The sequence below is a fragment of the Yoonia litorea genome (genome assembly GCF_900114675.1).
Taxonomy (GTDB): Bacteria; Pseudomonadota; Alphaproteobacteria; order Rhodobacterales; family Rhodobacteraceae; genus Yoonia; species Yoonia litorea.
Map to the genome: position 1 here is coordinate 304,458 of NZ_FOZM01000001.1, position 19,261 is coordinate 323,718.

The window sequence follows — 19,261 nt, forward strand, 5'->3', positions numbered from 1 at the left end:
ATAGGTTTCTTGCGAAGCAACGGGGGTTCCAAATGGCATTCGGCAAGGGCTGTCACCTACATCTGATCGACGGATCAGCCTTCATTTTTCGCGCCTATCACGCGCTTCCGCCACTCACGCGGAAGTCTGATGGCCTGCCGGTCGGTGCGGTCAGTGGCTTTGTCAACATGCTGCAACGCTATGTCGAAGGAAACAGCGGTGCCGATGCCGCGACCCATGTGGCTGTGATTTTTGATAAGGGCAGCCACACATTCCGGAACGACCTCTACGATCAGTATAAAGCAAATCGGGATGAAATGCCGGAGGATCTGCGGCCCCAGATCCCGCTGACCCGCACTGCCACGAAAGCCTTCAACATCGCCTGCGAAGAAATGGAAGGATTCGAGGCGGACGATATCATTGCCACCCTCTCCCATCAGGCGCGTGATGCCGGCGGCCGGGTGACGATTGTCTCGTCCGACAAGGATTTGATGCAGCTTGTGGGCGACGGGGTGGAAATGCTCGACCCAATGAAAAACCGTCGCATCGATCGTGATGGCGTTTTCGAGAAATTCGGTGTCGGGCCGGAGCGCGTGGTTGATGTTCAGGCCTTAGCCGGTGACTCGGTCGATAACATTCCCGGGGCGCCTGGTATCGGCATCAAGACGGCCGCCCTGTTGATCAATGAGTATGGTGATCTGGAAACGCTGCTGGACCGAGCAGAAGAGATCAAGCAGCCCAAACGACGCGAAACGCTGATCGAAAAGCGCGCCCAGATCGAGATGTCCAAGCAACTGGTGCAGCTCGACTGCAATATGACGCTTGATTTCACTCTGGATGATCTTGAGGTGAAGGACCCTGATCCAGAGGTGCTCATGGGCTTTTTGGCCGAGATGGAATTCCGCACCGTCACGAAGCGCATCGCAGAGAAACTGGGCGTCGATGCGCCTGTGATCGAGGTCCCCGCCAAAGAGGACACAGCAGCACCACCCGAAATCGTAGAATTCAACGCAGACAACTATGAATGCGTCCGCGATGCAGAGGCTTTGCAGGTCTGGATCAACATGATCCGCGAACGCGGGTATGTCGCGGTGGACACGGAAACGACCGGTCTGAATGAAATGATCGCCGATCTGGTGGGAATTTCATTATCAGTAGAGCCAGGCAGCGCCTGCTACATCCCGCTGTCACACAAATCAGCAGCCTGGGACGATCTCTTCGGCTCTGATGAACTGGCCGAAGGACAGATGTCTCTAGATGCGTGTCTCGAGATGCTGAAGCCCGTTCTGGAAGACGAAGCGATCATTAAAATCGGCCAGAACATGAAGTATGACGCAAAGATATTCTCACGGTATGGGATCGATGTTGCGCCAATCGACGACACCATGTTGATGTCATACGCGATGCATGCAGGTTTGCATAACCACGGGATGGATGTTCTGTCGGAGCGCTACCTCGGCCATCAGCCCATCCCGATCAAACCGCTTCTGGGTTCCGGCAAATCGGCGATCACTTTTGACCGCGTGGCGATTGATGATGCGACAAAGTACGCCGCAGAAGACGCTGATATTACTTTGCGGCTATGGCAGACGTTCAAGCCGTTGTTGCACGCAAAACAGGTGACGACGGTCTACGAGACCATGGAACGCCCGCTAATCCCTGTCTTGGCTCAGATGGAGCAGAACGGGATCAAGGTCGACCGTGATACGTTGAGCCGGATGTCCAATGCCTTTGCACAGAAGATGGCAGGGCTGGAGGCAGAGATTCAGGAAAAAGCAGGCAGGCCATTCAACGTGGGCTCACCAAAACAGCTGGGTGAGATCCTTTTTGATGAAATGGGTCTGCCAGGCGGCAAGAAAGGCAAAACGGGTGCATATGCAACTGGTGCCGATGTGCTGGAGGATCTTGCGACAGAACATGAACTGCCTGGACTGGTCCTTGATTGGCGACAGCTTTCCAAGCTGAAATCAACCTATACCGATGCCTTGCAGGAGCATATCAACAAGGACACGGGCCGCGTTCATACCTCATATTCGATTGCCGGGGCGAACACGGGACGCCTCGCCTCGACGGATCCGAACCTGCAAAATATTCCTGTGCGGAGTGAAGAGGGTCGCCGCATCAGAGAGGCGTTTGTGGCGGATGAAGGGAAGGTCATCGTTAGCCTCGACTACTCCCAGATTGAACTGCGTATTCTGGCGCATATTGCAGGTATTGATGCGCTAAAACAGGCGTTCCGTGATGGGCTGGATATTCACGCCATGACGGCGTCGGAGATGTTCGATGTGCCGCTGGATGAAATGACGCCTGACATTCGGCGACAGGCGAAGGCGATCAACTTTGGTGTCATCTATGGAATTTCAGGGTTCGGTCTTGCGCGGAACCTGCGGATACCACGCGGCGAGGCACAGGGCTTTATCGACCGCTATTTCGAACGGTTCCCCGGCATTCGCGCCTACATGGATGAGACAGTCGCCTTCGCCAAAGAAAACGGCTATGTACAGACCCTTTTCGGGCGCAAGATCAATACGCCAGAGATTAACGCGAAGGGTCCTCATGCGGGTTTTGCGCGCCGTGCAGCGATCAACGCGCCAATCCAGGGCACAGCGGCAGACGTGATCCGGCGCGCGATGATCAGGATGCCGAGAGCAATTTCGGATTTACCTGCGAAGATGTTGCTGCAGGTGCACGACGAACTCATCTTCGAAGTCGAAAAAGACAGCGTCGACACACTTATTGATCGCGCGCGCGAAGTGATGGAAAATGCAAGTGATCCTGCCGTGAAACTCGACGTCAAGTTGGCTGTCGATGCGGGGCAGGGGGCAAATTGGGCGGAGGCCCATTGAGTAGAAGGTAAATGGTATGCGGCACTTGTTTCTTGCCGCGTTGGCCATATGGTCAGGCGCTACTGTGTGCGCCGAACCGGTCAGATATATTTCTGCCGGCGGCGGGCTCTACAGTTACGACGAAAACCGCAATGGCGCGGTTTTGAGAGTGATTGACCGACAGGCTGACGCGATGCTCGCAGATACCAGCGTTACGCCAAAGTTGCAGATTGGCGATGTTTTCTATCTCGGCCGCGCTTGTGATGCTTTAAGTCCCGACTTCGGGAACGGCAGCTGGGTTGCGACAGAGGGTGGTTTCATCGTTGTATTCGAGGGTGCACGCGTAGCATTCCCAGGACAGACGATTCCGCTCCGAACCTATGCCGATTGTCGAGGGCCAGTGCCCGAATAGAAAACGCCACCCCGGCGGGGGTGGCGCTGAACTCATTAATAGCACACTCTTTTTAGTTTACTGACTTTGCCTCGACGAGATTGGCATCTGTCTTCGCCGAAGAGGCAATCTCGATCCGGCGCGGCTTGAGCGCTTCAGGAACCTCGCGCATCAGGTCGATGTGGAGCATACCGTTTTCGTGGCTGGCACCTGTCACCTTGACATGGTCGGCAAGGGTAAAACGGCGCTCAAAAGCGCGGGTTGCGATACCGCGGTGCAGGAAGGTCCGCTCTGTTTCGTCATTTGCTTTGCGGCCGGTCACATGAAGTGCGCGATCTTTGACCTCAATAGCGAGGTCGTCGTCGGCAAAGCCTGCAACTGCGATAGAGATGCGCCATGCATCATCGTCAGTCTTTTCAATGTTGTATGGGGGGTAGCTGTTCTGGCCGACGTCGCTGGCAAGGGCCCGATCCATCAGATCGGCAATCTGGTCAAAGCCAACGGTGGCACGGTAAAGCGGTGTCAGATCAAATGCACGCATTTGGGTCATCCTTTCATAAGCGATAACAATGTGTTGCCTTCCGGTTTGGACAGGCGTGTGTTTGTCAGGACCCGTCATTGGCATCCTGATGACACTGATTTGGGAAACAGCTTGTGCGATTTCAAGGGGGCTAAGGCGTTACAAATTTGGCGCCAGTTTCATTGCGGGTCCCGTCGGTCGTCAGCCTTTGCGTGCCGTTTGGTGTCGCTGGTCCGAGACCGGCAAGATGCGCCATTAGCTGCGTCAATGGCTGCCTCAGTGATGTGCCGAGTGAGACAGGTTGGCCGTCAACTTGCGCCATAGCGGAGACCACAGAAACGATACGTGCCTCACCGCCAACATCCATAAAGACTGGGGCACCGCTAGAGCCGAACGCGACCTCGCAATTCATGACAATGACGCCCGTTTGGCGGCCCAACACGCCGCAGACATCCTGCAAGCTTGGCGTATCTTCGCGGCCTCGTCCGTATGAGACGACGCGGACCTGATCCCCGGTGATCGGGTTTGCGGTGGTCTGGAATGGCCTGATGCGTGTCGTTCGGATCGGGTGACTCAACTCAAGAACGGCTATGTCCACGGCGACCGCGCCCGGACTGGTGATCCCGGCATCAAAGACATAGTCCGGATGCGGAACCGCGCGCCGTATCAAACGTGACGCTTCGGAGCGCCCGCGGCGGAAGCCTGCGCGAAACTCGAATCTTTCCGCTGCGATCTGTTCTCCGTTGGCGTCATAGAGACAGTGCGCGGCGGTCAGGATGAGCTGGTCACGGATCAATGCCGCGGTGCAAAACCCTTTGCCACGTATATCCAGTCGGCCAACGGCGTCCCACCCCTGACTATCCTGACGGGTTTGCAGGGGGATCAGGTCACTCTGCTGGGCCAGTGCCGGAGCACTCAGTCCGATAACGAGAACGATTGCTGCAAGTAATTGCCGCATACTTCGGCCATATCTCCCTGTTTGAGGTTAATCTGGCCGTAACTTTGGGCAGGAATATGGCGTCAGCGCAAGATCGGGATTTGTGGTTCTCGTTTGCCAGGTGCGGTCAAGGCAGGGGGCTGCGGCCCACCGGTTGCCCAGTCCAGCAATTCAACCGTGTGAACGATAGGTACATCTGTGCCGCCACCGATCTGCATCATGCAACCAATATTCCCGGCAGCGATGATATCGGGCGTGAGCGCCTCAAGCGTTCTGACCTTCCGGTCTTTGAGTTGCTTCGAGATTTCCGGCTGCATCAGATTGTAGGTCCCTGCCGAGCCGCAGCACAGATGGCTGTCGGCGGGCTCAAGCACCGTGAACCCGGCTTTCTTGAGCAGGTCCTTGGGGAAGGTCTTGATCTGCTGTCCGTGCTGAAGCGAGCAGGCGGCGTGATAGGCGACCTTTGTTGCTTTGTCCTCGCCTGCAGGCAAATCAAGCTTCATCAAAAGCTCTGAAACATCCATGGCAATTGCCGAGACTCTGGCCGCGTCGTCGGCGAGGCTGTCATTGCGGAACATATGTCCGTAGTCCTTGACTGTCGTTCCGCAGCCAGAGGTATTGATGACGATTGCATCAAGGCCCTCGCCGTCCATTTCCTTGGCCCACGCACGGATGTTTTTTGCTGCTGTTGCGTGGCTTTCGTCCTCTTTGCCCATGTGATGGGTCAGGGCGCCACAGCAACCCGCACCTTCTGCAACGACAACTTCGGCACCAAGCCGCGTCAGAAGGCGGATTGTGGCATCGTTGATGTCTGTGTTCAGTGCCTTTTGCGCACACCCTGTCATCAAGGCGACCCGCATTTTCTTGTCTTTCGCGGGAAAGGTCTGCGGGTCATCGTTCCGGCTGACAGGCGGAATCGTTTTCGGCGCCATTTCAAGCATCGCGCGGAGCCGCACATCAGGCATCCACTTTGCGAATGGGCGACCAATCTTCGCGCCGAGCAGCGCAACGCGAAAGCGCATCGGGTAAGGCAAAATACGCGCCAACAGCCAGCGCAAGGCGCGGTCGGACCACGGGCGATCATAATTCTTTTCGATGTAGGCGCGCGCATGGTCGACCAAATGCATGTAATGCACGCCCGATGGGCAGGTGGTCATACAAGCCAAGCAAGAAAGACAGCGGTCAATGTGCTTAACGGTCTTTTCGTCAGGCTTGCGCTCATTCTCGAGCATGTCCTTGATCAGGTAGATACGCCCTCGCGGACTGTCGAGTTCGTCACCCAGCACCTGATACGTCGGGCAGGTCGCCGTGCAAAATCCGCAATGCACACATGATCTGAGGATTTCATTCGACCTTGCGATACCAGGGTCTTTGAGTTGTTCGGGCGTAAATGTTGTCTGCATTAGCTCATCATCCCAGGGTTAAGGATTCCGCGTGGGTCGAATTTACTGCGAAGACCGGAGGTCATCGCTGCCAGCGCCGGTGCTTCAGGTTGGAACGTCGGGACATCTGCACTGCCCCGGATCAATGTCGCATGTCCGTCAAAGCTCCCCAAAGAGGCGCGCAAATCGCGGCCCTGATCAACAAGGACCCACATCAGCCCGCCACCCCAGTCGTACTGAACCGACTTCGGTGAAATTTTGCTAATCAGCCCGGCTGCTGCTGATGGTTTGCTGGAAATGCGCCAGACGTCACCTTCCTGGTTTGCCAGATGCGTCACGTCACGTACTGCGGCCCAGCGGCTGTTATCCTCGCTGATTTCAATATCGACATCACCAAAAGCGGCAAGCGTCGCACGCAGCCGGTTTGCGCGGTATTTGACGGAATCCGCAAAGCCTTCAATCCGCAAGATCGTCAGCGGTGCGCCGCCTTCGCCCTTTGGAAAATGTGCAGCACCTGTCACCTCGAAAGGCGAGCCAAGCGCCTTTGACATGGCGGCAATTGCTTTCTCATCAGACAGACCAGCCAGCATGAGTGTTCCGGTCGTCTCTACGTTTGGGAGAACTTTTAATGCGACCTCGCTCATCACACCCAATGTGCCGTATGATCCCGCCATCAGTTTGACCAAATCGTAGCCGGTCACATTCTTCATCACGCGGCCGCCGTTCTTGATGATGTTGCCCGATCCATCGACGAAGCGCACGCCGAGCATAAAGTCGCGACACGCTCCGACCGCGATGCGGCGAGGGCCTGACACATTGGCCGCAGCAAGACCACCGAGTGTTGGTGTGCCGTCTGTGTTGAGCAATGGACGATGGTCCATGGGCTCAAAAGCCAAACGCTGGTTTTCAGCAGCCAATGTCTCTTCAATTTCAGCAACAGGCGTGCCTGCACCGGCGACAATCGTCAGTGCACCTGGCTCATAAAGTGAAATACCGTTGAGGGCGGAAGTGCTTAGTATCTCACCATCAGACTTGCCAATCGGTCGTGTTCCACCGCCCTGAATGCGCAAGGGTCCATTGGCGCCCTTGATCATCTGCGCCAGTTCGTCTTCGGTTGTCGGCGTCATTGTTGACCTCTTGAAGTGGAATGAGCTGTGTTGCCATTGCGTCTGGCGAGCGGGGGGTTATGCCGCGCGCCGCTGGTCTGATGTGGCCAAAGGAAAGACCTTTGCTGCATTCAGCAACCAAGCAGGATCAAACACGTCCTTGACCACCATCTGAGCTTCGAGGTCCGCTGGCGCGTATTGCACGTTCATCAGATCGCGTTTTTCGATCCCGACGCCATGTTCGCCGGTCAGACAGCCGCCAACTTCTACACATAGTTTCAGGATCTCAGCGCCAAATGCCTCGCACAGTTCGAGATCACCGGGCTTGTTGGCATCAAACAGAATAAGCGGATGCATGTTGCCGTCACCGGCGTGAAACACGTTACCTACGTCGAGTCCGAACTCTTTGGACATCTCACCAATCCGCTTGAGAACGAAGGGGAGAGAGGACACCGGAATTGTCCCGTCAAGACACATGTAATCGTTGATCTGACCCATCGCGCCAAAGGCCGATTTCCGTCCCAGCCAGATGCGACCAGCCTCGTCGGCATCTTTCGCTTCGCGCAACTCAACGGGATTATGTTTTTGGGCGATCTCCATAATCAGCTTGAGCTGCGCATCAATTTCAGCGTCCGACCCTTCAACTTCAACGATCAGAAGCGCCTCACACATTGGGTAGCCTGCCTTCGCAAATGCCTCCGTCGCTTCGATGCAGGGCCGATCCATGTATTCGATGGCAACTGGCAGGATACCAGCTTTGATGATGTCGGTAACGACTTGTCCCGCTGTCTCTGCATCATCGTATCCCATCAAGACAGGGCGGGCGCCCTCGGGTTTGTGAAGGATACGCAAGGTGGCTTCGGTGACGACCCCCAATTGCCCTTCAGAGCCGCAGATGAGGCCAAGAAGATCGAGGCCCCCCGCATCAAGATGCGCGCCGCCGATTTCAACAACAGTGCCGTCCATCAGCACCATCGTCACGCCCATGAGGTTGTTTGTGGTCACACCATATTTCAGACAGTGCGCACCGCCCGAATTCATCGCGATGTTGCCGGCGATAGCACAGGCAAGTTGGCTTGATGGGTCTGGCGCATAGAAAAAGCCGTTTGTTTCGACAGCGCCGGTAACAGACAGGTTTGTTCTGCCGGTTTGCACCTTGATGTAGCGATCATCGTAGTTTGTTTCGATAACACTATTCATCTTTGCAACGCCCAGTATCACACTGTCAGCGGTTGGGAGCGCACCGCCAGCGAGTGACGTGCCAGACCCACGAGGGACAACAGGAACGCCCATGTCATGGCAAATCTTCATGACAGCAGAGACTTCATCGGTATTTGCAGGCAAAACCGCGCAAAGGGGCGGGCATTTGTAGGCCGTCAGTGCATCACATTCATAGGCGCGCGTTTCTCGTTCGTCAGAGATCACGGCATCAGATGGAAGCACCTCCCTCAAACGGGCGACGATTTGCTCTTTCCGAGAAAGGACGGCGGCATTTGGCGTTGGCATTTCCATGAGGCGACTCCCTTTGCCTGATGATTGGTAAAAATATATTACCAATTTTGTGTGCTGGCAAGCTTAAAGCTGAATGCTAGACCTCAGTTATGCAGATATTGGACCAAATGTCGTTACTTTCGCCGCTGGATTGGGTTGCTGCCGCGATTATCGTGACTTCCTGTTATCTCATTGGTTGGTGGATTGAGCACCCGACGGCCTCTCGACCGTCCGTTACGGTTTTGATGTCGGAACGCAGGCGCGACTGGATGAAAGTCTTTGTCACCCGCGATCCCCGCATCTTCGATAGCCAGATTGTCGGTGGTCTTCGTCAGGGAACTGCATTCTTTGCATCCACGTGCCTGCTTGCGGTCGGGGGTGTGCTTGCCTTGATCGGCAACACTGAACCATTGCGAGGCGTCGCCGCAGAGGTTTCCGACATGGCTGTTCCGGTCGTTTTGTTTCAAATGAAACTGTCGCTGGTGGCCCTCTTTCTGACAAATGCGTTTCTGAAGTTCGTGTGGGCAAATCGTATTTTCGGATATTGCGCCGTCATGATGGCCGCCGTGCCGAACGACCCTGATGATCCAATCGCCTACCCGCGTGCTGCTCAGGCGGCGGAGCTGAACATCAGGGCAGCAATAAACTTCAACCGCGGCCTTCGTGCGATGTACTTCGCTCTTGGGGCCCTGGCCTGGTTACTGGGCCCTGAAGCGCTCCTGTTATCGACCGTTGTGGTCCTTTTCCTTTTGTGGACAAGAGAGTTTGCGTCTTTGCCGCGCCGGATTATAGTAGGCAAATGAAATGTTTTTTGCATCCTGCGTTTTTGTTCGCGCCAGCGCTGGCTCTCGCTGGCGAACCGGAGATCCGTGCAGTTGATGTTGATGCTGATCGCGTGTCAGTTACGATCCTTCATGATGATGACGGGTGGGAGCATTTTGCCGACGCTTGGGAGGTTCTGGACGCTAACGGACGCAGTCTGGGGTTGCGGACGCTTTATCATCCGCATGTCGAGGAACAACCGTTTACGCGGATGCTTGTTGGTGTGCCGATAAGCGAAGATGCAGACGTCATCTATATTCAGGCACGATGTTCCGTAGATTGTTGGTCGGACAAGCGATTTGAGGTCCGGCTGCGCTAGCGCGTGCTCAACCAAGCATAGTCTGCGACGACCGGGTAATGGTCCGTCGGCCACTCACCGTTATATTGCTGGCGAACGACAATTGGTGGTGCAGCCAAGCGAACGGCACCCCGGCTCGCGATGTGATCAATCGCAGCAAACAGATTGAGACCGCGGTTAAAGTGAAATGTTGCGCCTTCCACAGGAGCGAAATTCAACCCGGTTTCCTTCAGGATATCGACGACCTCATCCCCAAGACGTGCGTTCAAGTCACCAACGACAAAAACTGTCTCTTCGGCAGCGACCCACGGTGAGATACGCTCCGCGATGAGTGCTGCTGACTGCAAACGGTTCGAGAGCGAACCGAAATCAGTATGGACGTTCACGACCGTGAAGGACTGACCATTCGTCAGGTCTGTGAAAGCGGCCCAAGAGGCAAATGCCGGATAAGATCCGTTGAATGTCCGCGAGTAGATCACGTCAGGTGTTTCAGAGAAGAAGAACCATCCTTGATCCTCAACTGCGAGGCGCGCGGTTCGGTAGAGAATTGGTTGCGTCGAGGGAAAGGAACGCGGGTCGCCCACTGCTGCAGCGGCATAGTCAGCGTTTTGACTAAGTAACCAGTCGAGGGTCAGGTTGACCTCACTGATCGACCCACCCCCGAAGCTTTCCATCTCCTGAAACGCGATCACATCAGCCGCGATATCCTTGAAGGCAAGATCAAGAGGTTCTTTACGGCGTTCCCAGTCTGCCACGGACCAGGCGCCCTCCTCTCGGTTCAAAATGATATAATGAACATTATATGTGGCGATCCGCAGCGTATCCGGATCTGGTGCTGTCAAAGGAACGTTGCCGGAATGTCGAACAGTCTGACAACCCACCAAGACGACGACTGCGAACAGCATCGCTCCGAACGCCTTGACGAGCGTTCGTCGCACTACCGGCGCCCCTCACGAAGCCACGCACCAATCATCAAGAGCGAGGCCAGCAGGACAAACGCCCAGGCCGGCAGGATCGGTGTGATGCTGATGTCTACGGTGCGGTAGGCCTCGCGAGGCGTTATCCCAATCCAACCACGTCCGGCAGCAGGTCTGCCTGCGCGGACCGTGCGAATGCTGATATCGCCATCTGCAATTGCACGTATGCCCCCGCCGGTTGTCGCAATGAGCGGGGCGAGCGCGTCACCGTCGGCGATAGTCTCTACAAATTCGCGAGGTGCTGACGGGCCCAAGGCGATCACAGTGCTTTCAGTGCCGTCGCTCAGGCGATAAAGACCGATTTCTGGCGCGTCCCAAAGTGCCTCAAATCGACCTGGCGAGACTTCTTCGAGCGGAATAATCGTCTCGGTTCCGTCCGGGTGGGTGATGGTCACCTCATTCGTTTCAAGGCCGAGCGTCCTGCGGATGATACGCATCGTCTGGCCTGTCGGCTCAACCCAGAGCGCCTCTTCTTCGAGTTCAGGCTCTTTCATCATCCAGTGAGCCAATCTGCGCAAAAGCTCCAGCTGGGGACCACCACCTTCATAGCCGCGATCCCATAGCCAAGAATGATCAGACGCGATCAGCGCAACACGGCCTTCGCCAACCCGGTCAAGCGAAAGCAATGGTCTGTTATCAAGACCTGACATCACTGTTGTAGCGCTCTCTGGGACAAGAACATCGACTAAGCGGAACCAGCGCCCCCATGCGGGACCTTCGCCATCTTCCTGCGCTCCTGATTTAAAAGCGTCCAATCCAGCTGTCACAGGATGGCGGGCACCCAAAGCTGTGATCTGTGGCACAAAGCCTTCTTCAAAGACGCGGGCTGTCGGGGCTCCGGGCAGAATGTCACCGAGCGGCGAGCGATATATGCTTTCTGCACCACCGTACTCCGGCCCCGATGAGATCAGAACTGCCCCTCCCTGACGAACATAATCTGCGATATTCTCGAAGTACGCACCGGGTAGAATGCCGCGTCGGCGGTAGCGGTCAAAGATGATCAGGTCGAAGTCGTTGATCTTTTCCAAGAACAATTCACGCGTCGGAAAAGCAATGAGACTAAGTTCGTTGACCGGTACGCCATCCTGTTTCTCAGGGGGGCGGAGGATTGTGAAATGCACAAGATCAACGGCAGAGTCGGATTTCAGAAGGTTGCGCCACGTTCTCTCGCCCGGATGGGGCTCGCCAGACACGAGAAGAACACGCAAACGGTCCCTGACACCGTTGATCTGAACGACGGCCGCATTGTTGCGGTCGGTCAGTTCACCCTCGGCGGTGGGGATCGTGAATTGCAAGACGTTCATTCCCCCATGCGGAAGCGTGATGGGCAGACGCACATCTTCGCCGATCGGGACCGGAACGGTGAGTGGGACGTCACCATCGATCGAGATGGATAGCGGTACAGTATCTTCCTGTGGTGCGTTGCCTTGGTCTTCAATCCGCAGTGTCAGATTGACCTCTTCCCCTAGGATCGCAAAGGCTGGTGCGTTTTCCACCAATAACCGGCGATCCCAGTCATCCGGCTCACCTGTCAAAAGCAGGTGGGTTGGTGCAGGCAATGCTGGCGCTCGTTCCAGATCGTGCACACGCCCGTCCGAAATCATAATGATGCCGGCAATGCGCGCGCGTGGTTCTTCGGCCAGCGCACTGCTGACAGCCGTCATCAGTGTCGTGCCAAGATCGCCTTCACCGTCTCCTAGGTCAATGCGGCGAAGCTCTGTGTTAGAAATCCCCGCAAGCTCATCTGCGACATTGGCAAAGGCGGCTTCGTTTTGGTCAGGTCGGTTGCCACTTCTTTGGCTTGCGGATTCGTCAACGACCACAAGAACAATATCGGTCAGTGGTGCACGGTCTTCTTGCTGGATGGCAGGATTGGTGATCGCGGCGAAGATGGCGAGACTAGCCAGTGCGCGCAGCCACCATCCGGCCAACCGCCGCCAGACGGCGAGACCGACCGACACGCCCAAAAGAGCAGCCAGAAGGGCGATAGCGATCCATGGTAGGAGTGGATCGAAGATGATTGTGCCGTCGGTCATTGTCCAAGCCTGTCGAGCAAGTCAGAAACATGAACCTGATCGGATTTATAGTTCCCCGTCAGCACGTGCATGATCACATTCACGCCGAACCTCAGTGCAATCTCGCGTTGCCGCTCTCCCGATCTTCCACGACCGACGGGAAACATCAAACGACCGTTTTCGTCGATTGCCCAAGCGCGCGCCCAGTCGTTGCCGCCAATAATGACAGGTGTCACACCATCGTTGAGGTTTCTGAATGGCATCCCTTCGACAAGCTCCGCGCCTGGCGGCGCTGCCTCGACCCAAACGTCGCGTGATGCGTAGCGCCCCGGGAAATCCTGTAGAAGATAGAATGTCCGTGTCAGAACATGGTCTGACGGGATCGGCTCGATCGGAGGAATGTCAAGGGAACGTGCAATCGCCTGCAACCTGCGTCCTTCAGGCGATCCTGACCCAAACCGGGCGCTGTCTGCATCACGCGTATCAAACATGATCATACCGCCAGTTCGCAGATAGGTGTTGAGCTTTGCGTAGGCCTCGCGGCTCGGCAACGCTTGGTCTGCCGTAATCGGCCAATAGAGGAACGGAAAGAACGCCAGTTCATCGGTTTCCAGATTCACGCCAATCGGGTCAGCGGGTTCAATAGCGGTCCGGCGGAAGAGGGTCTGTGATATCCCCCTAAGTCCCGCCTCTGCGATTTCGTCAATTTCGGGGTCGCCTGTCAGGACATGTCCAAGCACAACCTCGGTGGTCGCACGCAGTGCAAATTCATCGCTGCTTTGGGCCTGCGCCTCAGGCGAGAGCGTCAAGGCCACAAGAAAGGCGGCTGCAATGTCGGCGCGTGGTCCACGCAAGCGCCCACCAACCGCGAGTGAAGCAACAACATCTATCATCATGAAGGTCAATGCGGCTGCAAGCAGCCACCCCTTCAACGGGGTCTCTGCCACAGCTTCCATGCCTTCGACCGTGACGGACGAGGGCCACTGCGCAACGGTAAATGTCGTCTCGGGTCCAACGACGTTAACAGCAATCTGGCGGTCTTCGCTAGCGTAGAGCCCCGGTTGCAATTCCGCACTTGGTTGCATCGCAGCGATGGCGTCGCCGGAAACACCTTGCAGCGTGCTCCCATCCTGCAAGTCACCAAAACCATCCAGCACCAAGCGTGGAAGCCAGGTTGTGCCTTCCAATGCGGCATCGTCGGAAGAGATTGCTCTGGTCGATACGGCCAGCCGTTCAAGCATCTGAACGAAGAGCCCTGACAGTGGCAGCGATGACCACTCCGCGTTGGCTGTCACATGAAAGAGAACAACCTGACCGGCGCCGCTGAGTTTGCGGGTCACAAGCGGTGTGCCGTCGGATAGCTGCGCGATGACACGGTCGGACAGTGTTGGATCCGGTTGCGCCATGACCTGTGAGGTCACGCTGACATCATCAGGAATAGGCAAACCAAAAAACGGACTGTCTTCGGCGAAAGGTGCAAGTGTCTTGGGCTCCCCCCACGACATCGCCCCGCCAACCGTCCGCCCGCCACTGCGCAGGCGGACTGGCAAAAGGGGATCTTCGTTGTTGCGCCCAAGGTCGGAAGCGGCCAGCCGCGGCCCTGCAAATCGCAACAGCATACCGCCACTGTTCACCCAGTCTTCAAGTGCGTCTGCTTCGACAGCTGCTAGATTGGCAACATCTGCAAGCACGATGACATCGGGGTTAGCAAGAAGGATATCGGTCAAAGCGCCGTCAATGATGTCTGCGGTCGGTTCCAACGCTTCGCGCAGGTAGTAAAGCGGCGAAAGCAGATCAAGTCCCTCGCGATCGTCGCGGCCGGCAATCAGGGCGACCTCACGGCGTCGAAGGGCATCATCCGCAAGGCTGACGGCGGCCGCAGAACGTTGGCCGTCGATTTCAAATCGTGTGATCCGGTTTCTCAGTTCTGGCGGCAACACCAGCGAAGTTTCAGCCGATGCTTCACCTGCAGGGAAATTCACAGGCACAGTCGCGAGCTGTCGCTCGACTCCTGCGGGATCAAGACCGACCGCGGCAACGGTAATTTCTTGATCCAGCCCAACTGGCGTTCGAGTGGCTGAAACAATGACTTCTCCATTTTCAAATCGCGCTGGGCGCAGACCTGACACCTGCCGCGGAGTCTGGAAGACGGTCACGTTGCCGCGATCCTCCAGCGCCGCCAGGAATGCAGTTCTCCCTTCCCAGTCGAGCCCATCGGAAATCCAATAGGTCTCAAATTGACCCGGACGAGCCTCAAGCCACGGCACGACGTCTTGCGGTTGCCACGGAAAGGGCTGCAGGTTCGGCAAACGGTCCTGCCAGTCCATGGGTGCTGAGAAGGGCAGATCTGCATCTGGGGGCAGATTGTTCAAATTCAGAAGAGCAACCCGCCGATCTAGTCGCGCCGCCTCAGACAAAAGTGTGTCGACCCGATCAATCCGATCCTGCCAATTCGCCGCCCCGGCCCATGATCCATCAAGCACGATGACAAGGTCGCCCGAGCCGTCACGCGCGTTCTGCGGGTTCAGCACCGGCCCAGCAAAGCCCAGGATGACAGCGGCAATGGCCAACGTCCGCAATAGCAAGAGCCACCATGGTGTCCGATCCGTCTGACTATCATCGTCAGCCAGCCCCAACAAAAGCGCCACACCGGGAAAGCGCCGTCTGATCGGCGCTGGCGGCACAGCACGCAGCAATAACCAGATGATCGGCAATGCAATCAGGCCGAGCAGCACCCAAGGTGCAGTGAAACCAATGGGTCCGAGTGCTAGCACGCTTTACCCCCTATCGGTGTTGCCATGCCTGAAACCATCGCTGCTGCGGAAAGACCATCGCGCGTCATCTCTGATGCTCCATCGCGCCAAAGAGCCAGAACAGAGCGTTTGCAGCACTTTCATTCGTATGATGCGTCTGGAACTGCCAACCGGTTGCACGGGCCAAGGTATTCAGCCGGTCCTTGCGTGCAGCCAACCTGTCGAGATAGCGGTCCCGCAAGTCTTTCGCTTTCAACGTCTCGTGGGTCAAAGCACCTGTCATACTCTCGAAAATCGTGCGACCATCGAAAGGAAATGCCTCTTCCTGCGGATCAAGGATCTGAAGCATCGCGCCACCGATGCCGCGGTCTGCCGCGCGCGTCAAAGCCTCCTCGACGGCCGTGATATCGCCAAGGAAATCACTGATGAATAAGGCACGAGAGTGCGGCAGCATCCCTTGCGGCTCCGGCGCGCCAAAATCGGCCGCGCCATCTTCGCTCAGAAGCTGGGCCATCGTCATCAACTGGCCACGCCCGCGACGGGGCGGAAGGCGAAGCCCGGTCAGGCCGACCCTCTCGCCGCCGCGCACAAGCAAAATCGCTGTGGCAAGGCCAAGCAATCGCGCCCGCATGGCTTTTGTTGTCAAATCGGGGTCTGAGGAAAACCGCATCGATGCTGCCTGATCGACCCACAGGACAATCGACTGCGCAATCTGCCATTCTTTGTCTTGCACAAAGTTGGCGTCGGCGCGTGCGGACCGACGCCAGTCGATTTGTCTGGCGGAGTCATGTGGTTGTGCTGGCCGGTACTGCCAGAACGTGTCACCCGTGCCAGCACGCTTTCTGCCATGATCCCCCAGAAGAACCGTCGTCGCCAAATGCTCGGCCTCCGCCAAAAGAGGCGGTAAAGGCGCAGCGAGCGCCTCTGCGTCAGACCTGAGGGCGAGCGGTTCCGTCATGCAGCCGCTGAAACGGTCGTGAATTGGTCGGCAGCGGAATTGATGACATGGTGAATGTTTTCGCCCCGTGCTCTGGCGGCAAAAGACAACGCCATCCGATGCTCAAGAACGGGAACCGCCATTTTGCGTACATCCTCGGCTGACGGAGCAAGTCGCCCATCCAACAGGGCTTGCGCCCTGACGGTCAGCATCAACGCTTGCGCGGCACGTGGTCCCGGACCCCAACTGACATTCTGGCGGATGATATCCGGTGCGGTTTCATCGCTAGGGCGGCACGCCCTGACCAAGTTAAGGATCAATTCGACAATGTTGTCGCCAACAGGCATCCGGCGCAGCAGCGTTTGGGCGGCCAGCAATTCGTCGGAAGAAAAGACAGGCTGTGCCTTCGCTTCGGCCACCCCAGTGGTGGCAATCAGAATGTCTTTCTCTGTATGACGATCCGGGTAGGGCACGTCGATCTGGACAAGGAAGCGGTCTAGCTGCGCCTCAGGCAGCGGGTAGGTGCCTTCCTGTTCAATCGGGTTTTGCGTCGCGAGCACATGGAACGGCACGCCAAGTGCCCGATGCTCGCCAGCAATGGTCACCTCTTTTTCCTGCATGGCCTGCAGCAATGCCGATTGTGTCCGTGGCGATGCGCGGTTGATTTCATCAGCCATCAGCAACTGACAGAAAATCGGACCTTCAATGAACCGAAAAGCGCGCTTTCCGTCCTCACCTGTTTCAAGAACCTCGGATCCAAGAATATCTGCAGGCATCAGGTCTGGCGTAAATTGAATGCGGTTTCCCTTCAGACCCATCACGGTCGAGAGTGTGTCAACAAGGCGGGTTTTCCCCAAGCCGGGCAATCCGATCAGAACTGCGTGTCCACCACAGATCAGCGCTGAAAGTGTGAGGTCAACCACCCGTTCCTGACCAATAAAGCGGGCAGAAATGCTGTCTCGGGCGGCGGCAAGCTTGGTGCCGAGTGCCTCGATTTCAGCAACCAGATCTGCGTCCTCGGCCATGACTTTCCTCCCATTGATCTATATCTTTATCTGAACAGATAATCGCATCTCACCCAATGGCAAAAGCAATGACCACACAAAAGATTGTGACCCCTTCAGCAGAAAGCCTTGCGTCCAGCGCGCGTGCCGCCACGAAGAAGGGCTTGCCGCCGGTGCATCTGTGGAACCCACCGCATTGCGGCGACCTCGACATGAAGATCGCGCGGGACGGGACATGGTTTTACATGGGCACACCGATTGGTCGGCCGGAGTTGGTCAGGCTCTTTTCGACCATCCTGCGTAAAGACGGGGACGACTATGTCCTCGTCACTCCGGTTGAGAAAGTGGGGATTACCGTTGACGATGCCCCTTTTGTTGCCGTCGATTTTAACCGCGAGGGCGATACACTTGTATTTGAGACAAACGTTGGCGATTTCGTAGAATCTGGCCCTGACCACCCGATCCGTGTCGTGCGCGACCCCTCAACTGGTGAACCTTCACCCTATGTCTTGGTACGCGCCAATCTTGAAGCGTTGATTGATCGCAAGTCCTTCTACAGGCTTGTCGAAATAGGTGAGCACGAAACGCACGATGGCACCCAATGGTTCGGTCTTCGATCTGCTGGCGAGTTCTTCCCGATCATTCCTTCGGCAGAACTGCCCTGATCAGGCATTCTTCGCATTTCGCGGCATCTTGGTGATGCCATAGGCTTTTCTTGCTGTCACCAGACGCAAATCCTCTGGGTCCATACCCATCGAAAGGATTGTATCGCGGTTATAGCGTGCGCGAGCCAGTTCCGGGTCGTGGGGGGTGCCAAAGAGCCGGTCAATCCAGCCCATACCGAAGCTGACGTGAAATGTTGCATCGTGATCCTGAAAGTGATGCGCCAGATGGCTGCGCGTGACCCGTTGCCCAAACCAACCCTTCTTGACGTTCAGATGTGCCAAGGTGTGACAGTATTCATAGAACGCGAAGGCACTGACAGACCCGACAAAGAGGATGATGTAAGCTGTCATCGCAGCGGTCGTAAGACCAAGAAACGGCCAGAGAACAAGCGTATGGATCGCCGTTGAGATCAATCCGAACCGCACCGGATACCAGTGGTCATCGCCGGTAAAAAATTCGGCATCAGACGGAAACTCGTGGTGACCGATATGGCTGCGATAGAGCGCGTTGAAAATGCTCTGCTCTGTCGGAGGTTCGCGGTGCAGCAAGAACCTGTGCATCAGGTATTCAACGAAGAACTGCATCACGACGCCATAAGCGAGCGCCGCGATCATCCATACCTGGAAATTCAAGCTAAGAAGAATGATGCCTGCCAGCCAGAACGGTGCAAGCCGTTGCAAGCTGCCCATATGGATAAGAATGCGTAACGTCGAGATCATCTGAGCCCCCTTGCTTTCGGGTTGTCAGGCTAGGAATTGCTATCGTTTCTGACAAGCTGGACGCGGCGTCAGCCGGTCACCAGAGGCCGCTATCCGCCCAGAAGTACAACACCAGCCCCCAGACGATCCCAGCGGCAATCATAGCCAGCCCAGCCCAGGCCAGGGCAACGATGTCATAAGTCATTCCAATGCCAATGACGCCCGCACCGCCCGCGATCAAGATCAAGGGCATGAATAGACCAACAAGAAAATGGACAAGCTGTTTCACGCGCAATCCTCTTTGACCGTTAGCTTAGAAAACAAACAGCAGCTTGCAAATGAGCATCTTGGCGTCTTCATACAAACGAAAGGGTTTCCTGAGCCGACCTCAATCTAGCAAGAAAACAAGTCGTCACAAGCGCAGTGGCGTGCAAGAGCAGGCTAAGGAGGGCTACTGAAA

The 19,261-nt window shown here is 56.4% G+C and carries 17 protein-coding genes; 5 read left to right on the top strand and 12 right to left on the bottom strand.

The window, feature by feature from the left end:
• Window positions 1-32 precede the first annotated feature (32 nt).
• The gene (gene polA, locus BM316_RS01645) at window positions 33-2,825 is read left to right on the top strand and encodes a DNA polymerase I (RefSeq protein ID WP_090203176.1); all 2,793 of its coding nucleotides are present in this window, start codon (window positions 33-35) and stop codon (window positions 2,823-2,825) included.
• A gap of 16 nt (window positions 2,826-2,841) precedes the next feature.
• A complete protein-coding gene (locus tag BM316_RS01650) occupies window positions 2,842-3,216 on the top strand; it encodes a hypothetical protein (RefSeq protein ID WP_090203179.1) in 375 nt (124 codons plus the stop codon).
• A gap of 52 nt (window positions 3,217-3,268) precedes the next feature.
• On the opposite strand, the gene BM316_RS01655 is transcribed toward BM316_RS01650, so the two are convergent.
• The 5 genes from BM316_RS01655 to BM316_RS01675 form a co-directional block, all read right to left on the bottom strand.
• Complete coding sequence (locus BM316_RS01655) at window positions 3,269-3,736, bottom strand: Hsp20 family protein (RefSeq protein ID WP_165606522.1); 468 nt, start codon at window positions 3,734-3,736, stop codon at window positions 3,269-3,271.
• Window positions 3,737-3,866: 130 nt separating this feature from the next.
• Window positions 3,867-4,673 carry a trypsin-like serine peptidase gene (locus BM316_RS01660; RefSeq protein ID WP_090203182.1) on the bottom strand — a complete coding sequence of 269 codons (807 nt, stop codon included), beginning with the start codon at window positions 4,671-4,673 and terminating at the stop codon, window positions 3,867-3,869.
• A gap of 62 nt (window positions 4,674-4,735) precedes the next feature.
• Window positions 4,736-6,055 (bottom strand): glycolate oxidase subunit GlcF, encoded by a 1,320-nt coding sequence (gene glcF, locus BM316_RS01665; RefSeq protein ID WP_090203184.1) that lies wholly within the window; start codon window positions 6,053-6,055, stop codon window positions 4,736-4,738.
• The gene (locus BM316_RS01670; RefSeq protein ID WP_090203187.1) at window positions 6,055-7,161 is read right to left on the bottom strand and encodes an FAD-binding protein; all 1,107 of its coding nucleotides are present in this window, start codon (window positions 7,159-7,161) and stop codon (window positions 6,055-6,057) included. The genes glcF and BM316_RS01670 overlap by 1 nt, the downstream gene beginning before the upstream one ends.
• A gap of 57 nt (window positions 7,162-7,218) precedes the next feature.
• Entirely contained in the window at window positions 7,219-8,652 is a 1,434-nt protein-coding gene (locus BM316_RS01675) for an FAD-linked oxidase C-terminal domain-containing protein (protein ID WP_090203190.1), read from the bottom strand.
• Between the two features lie 89 nt (window positions 8,653-8,741).
• On the opposite strand from BM316_RS01675, the gene BM316_RS01680 reads away from it, so the two are divergent.
• Entirely contained in the window at window positions 8,742-9,434 is a 693-nt protein-coding gene (locus BM316_RS01680; RefSeq protein WP_090203191.1) for a DUF599 domain-containing protein, read from the top strand.
• Window positions 9,431-9,772: a hypothetical protein gene (locus BM316_RS01685; protein ID WP_090203193.1), complete on the top strand. Its 342-nt coding sequence runs from the start codon at window positions 9,431-9,433 to the stop codon at window positions 9,770-9,772. Before BM316_RS01680 ends, BM316_RS01685 begins: the two co-directional genes overlap by 4 nt.
• Here BM316_RS01685 and BM316_RS01690 read toward each other — a convergent pair.
• From BM316_RS01690 to BM316_RS01710, 5 genes are all read right to left on the bottom strand, one after another.
• A complete protein-coding gene (locus BM316_RS01690; protein ID WP_110577548.1) occupies window positions 9,769-10,656 on the bottom strand; it encodes an endonuclease/exonuclease/phosphatase family protein in 888 nt (295 codons plus the stop codon). The two genes, BM316_RS01685 and BM316_RS01690, sit on opposite strands and share 4 nt — an antisense overlap.
• Before the next feature lie 32 nt (window positions 10,657-10,688).
• Window positions 10,689-12,764 (bottom strand): hypothetical protein, encoded by a 2,076-nt coding sequence (locus BM316_RS01695; protein WP_090203198.1) that lies wholly within the window; start codon window positions 12,762-12,764, stop codon window positions 10,689-10,691.
• Window positions 12,761-15,517 carry a DUF4159 domain-containing protein gene (locus BM316_RS01700; protein WP_090203201.1) on the bottom strand — a complete coding sequence of 919 codons (2,757 nt, stop codon included), beginning with the start codon at window positions 15,515-15,517 and terminating at the stop codon, window positions 12,761-12,763. Before BM316_RS01700 ends, BM316_RS01695 begins: the two co-directional genes overlap by 4 nt.
• A 64-nt stretch (window positions 15,518-15,581) precedes the next feature.
• Window positions 15,582-16,454, bottom strand: coding sequence for a DUF58 domain-containing protein (locus BM316_RS01705; RefSeq protein WP_090203203.1), 873 nt, complete (start codon window positions 16,452-16,454; stop codon window positions 15,582-15,584).
• Window positions 16,451-17,458 carry an AAA family ATPase gene (locus BM316_RS01710; RefSeq protein ID WP_090203206.1) on the bottom strand — a complete coding sequence of 336 codons (1,008 nt, stop codon included), beginning with the start codon at window positions 17,456-17,458 and terminating at the stop codon, window positions 16,451-16,453. Before BM316_RS01710 ends, BM316_RS01705 begins: the two co-directional genes overlap by 4 nt.
• A gap of 68 nt (window positions 17,459-17,526) precedes the next feature.
• On the opposite strand from BM316_RS01710, the gene BM316_RS01715 reads away from it, so the two are divergent.
• Window positions 17,527-18,102 (top strand): DUF1285 domain-containing protein, encoded by a 576-nt coding sequence (locus BM316_RS01715; RefSeq protein ID WP_090207362.1) that lies wholly within the window; start codon window positions 17,527-17,529, stop codon window positions 18,100-18,102.
• On the opposite strand, the gene BM316_RS01720 is transcribed toward BM316_RS01715, so the two are convergent.
• Both BM316_RS01720 and BM316_RS01725 read right to left on the bottom strand, forming a co-directional pair.
• The gene (locus BM316_RS01720) at window positions 18,103-18,822 is read right to left on the bottom strand and encodes a sterol desaturase family protein (protein WP_090203208.1); all 720 of its coding nucleotides are present in this window, start codon (window positions 18,820-18,822) and stop codon (window positions 18,103-18,105) included.
• A 76-nt stretch (window positions 18,823-18,898) separates the two neighbouring features.
• Window positions 18,899-19,090 (bottom strand): hypothetical protein, encoded by a 192-nt coding sequence (locus tag BM316_RS01725; RefSeq protein ID WP_090203211.1) that lies wholly within the window; start codon window positions 19,088-19,090, stop codon window positions 18,899-18,901.
• Window positions 19,091-19,261 lie beyond the last annotated feature (171 nt).

Excerpts from the sequence above, each read along its gene's own strand:
- polA (WP_090203176.1), top strand. The coding sequence starts at position 33 with ATGGCATTCGGCAAGGGCTGTCACCTACATCTGATCGACGGATCAGCC.
- BM316_RS01650 (WP_090203179.1), top strand. The coding sequence starts at position 2,842 with ATGCGGCACTTGTTTCTTGCCGCGTTGGCCATATGGTCAGGCGCTACT.
- BM316_RS01655 (WP_165606522.1), bottom strand. The coding sequence starts at position 3,736 with ATGCGTGCATTTGATCTGACACCGCTTTACCGTGCCACCGTTGGCTTT.
- BM316_RS01660 (WP_090203182.1), bottom strand. The coding sequence starts at position 4,673 with ATGCGGCAATTACTTGCAGCAATCGTTCTCGTTATCGGACTGAGTGCT.
- glcF (WP_090203184.1), bottom strand. The coding sequence starts at position 6,055 with ATGCAGACAACATTTACGCCCGAACAACTCAAAGACCCTGGTATCGCA.
- BM316_RS01670 (WP_090203187.1), bottom strand. The coding sequence starts at position 7,161 with ATGACGCCGACAACCGAAGACGAACTGGCGCAGATGATCAAGGGCGCC.
- BM316_RS01675 (WP_090203190.1), bottom strand. The coding sequence starts at position 8,652 with ATGGAAATGCCAACGCCAAATGCCGCCGTCCTTTCTCGGAAAGAGCAA.
- BM316_RS01680 (WP_090203191.1), top strand. The coding sequence starts at position 8,742 with ATGCAGATATTGGACCAAATGTCGTTACTTTCGCCGCTGGATTGGGTT.
- BM316_RS01685 (WP_090203193.1), top strand. The coding sequence starts at position 9,431 with ATGAAATGTTTTTTGCATCCTGCGTTTTTGTTCGCGCCAGCGCTGGCT.
- BM316_RS01690 (WP_110577548.1), bottom strand. The coding sequence starts at position 10,656 with ATGCTGTTCGCAGTCGTCGTCTTGGTGGGTTGTCAGACTGTTCGACAT.
- BM316_RS01695 (WP_090203198.1), bottom strand. The coding sequence starts at position 12,764 with ATGACCGACGGCACAATCATCTTCGATCCACTCCTACCATGGATCGCT.
- BM316_RS01705 (WP_090203203.1), bottom strand. The coding sequence starts at position 16,454 with ATGACGGAACCGCTCGCCCTCAGGTCTGACGCAGAGGCGCTCGCTGCG.
- BM316_RS01710 (WP_090203206.1), bottom strand. The coding sequence starts at position 17,458 with ATGGCCGAGGACGCAGATCTGGTTGCTGAAATCGAGGCACTCGGCACC.
- BM316_RS01715 (WP_090207362.1), top strand. The coding sequence starts at position 17,527 with ATGACCACACAAAAGATTGTGACCCCTTCAGCAGAAAGCCTTGCGTCC.
- BM316_RS01720 (WP_090203208.1), bottom strand. The coding sequence starts at position 18,822 with ATGATCTCGACGTTACGCATTCTTATCCATATGGGCAGCTTGCAACGG.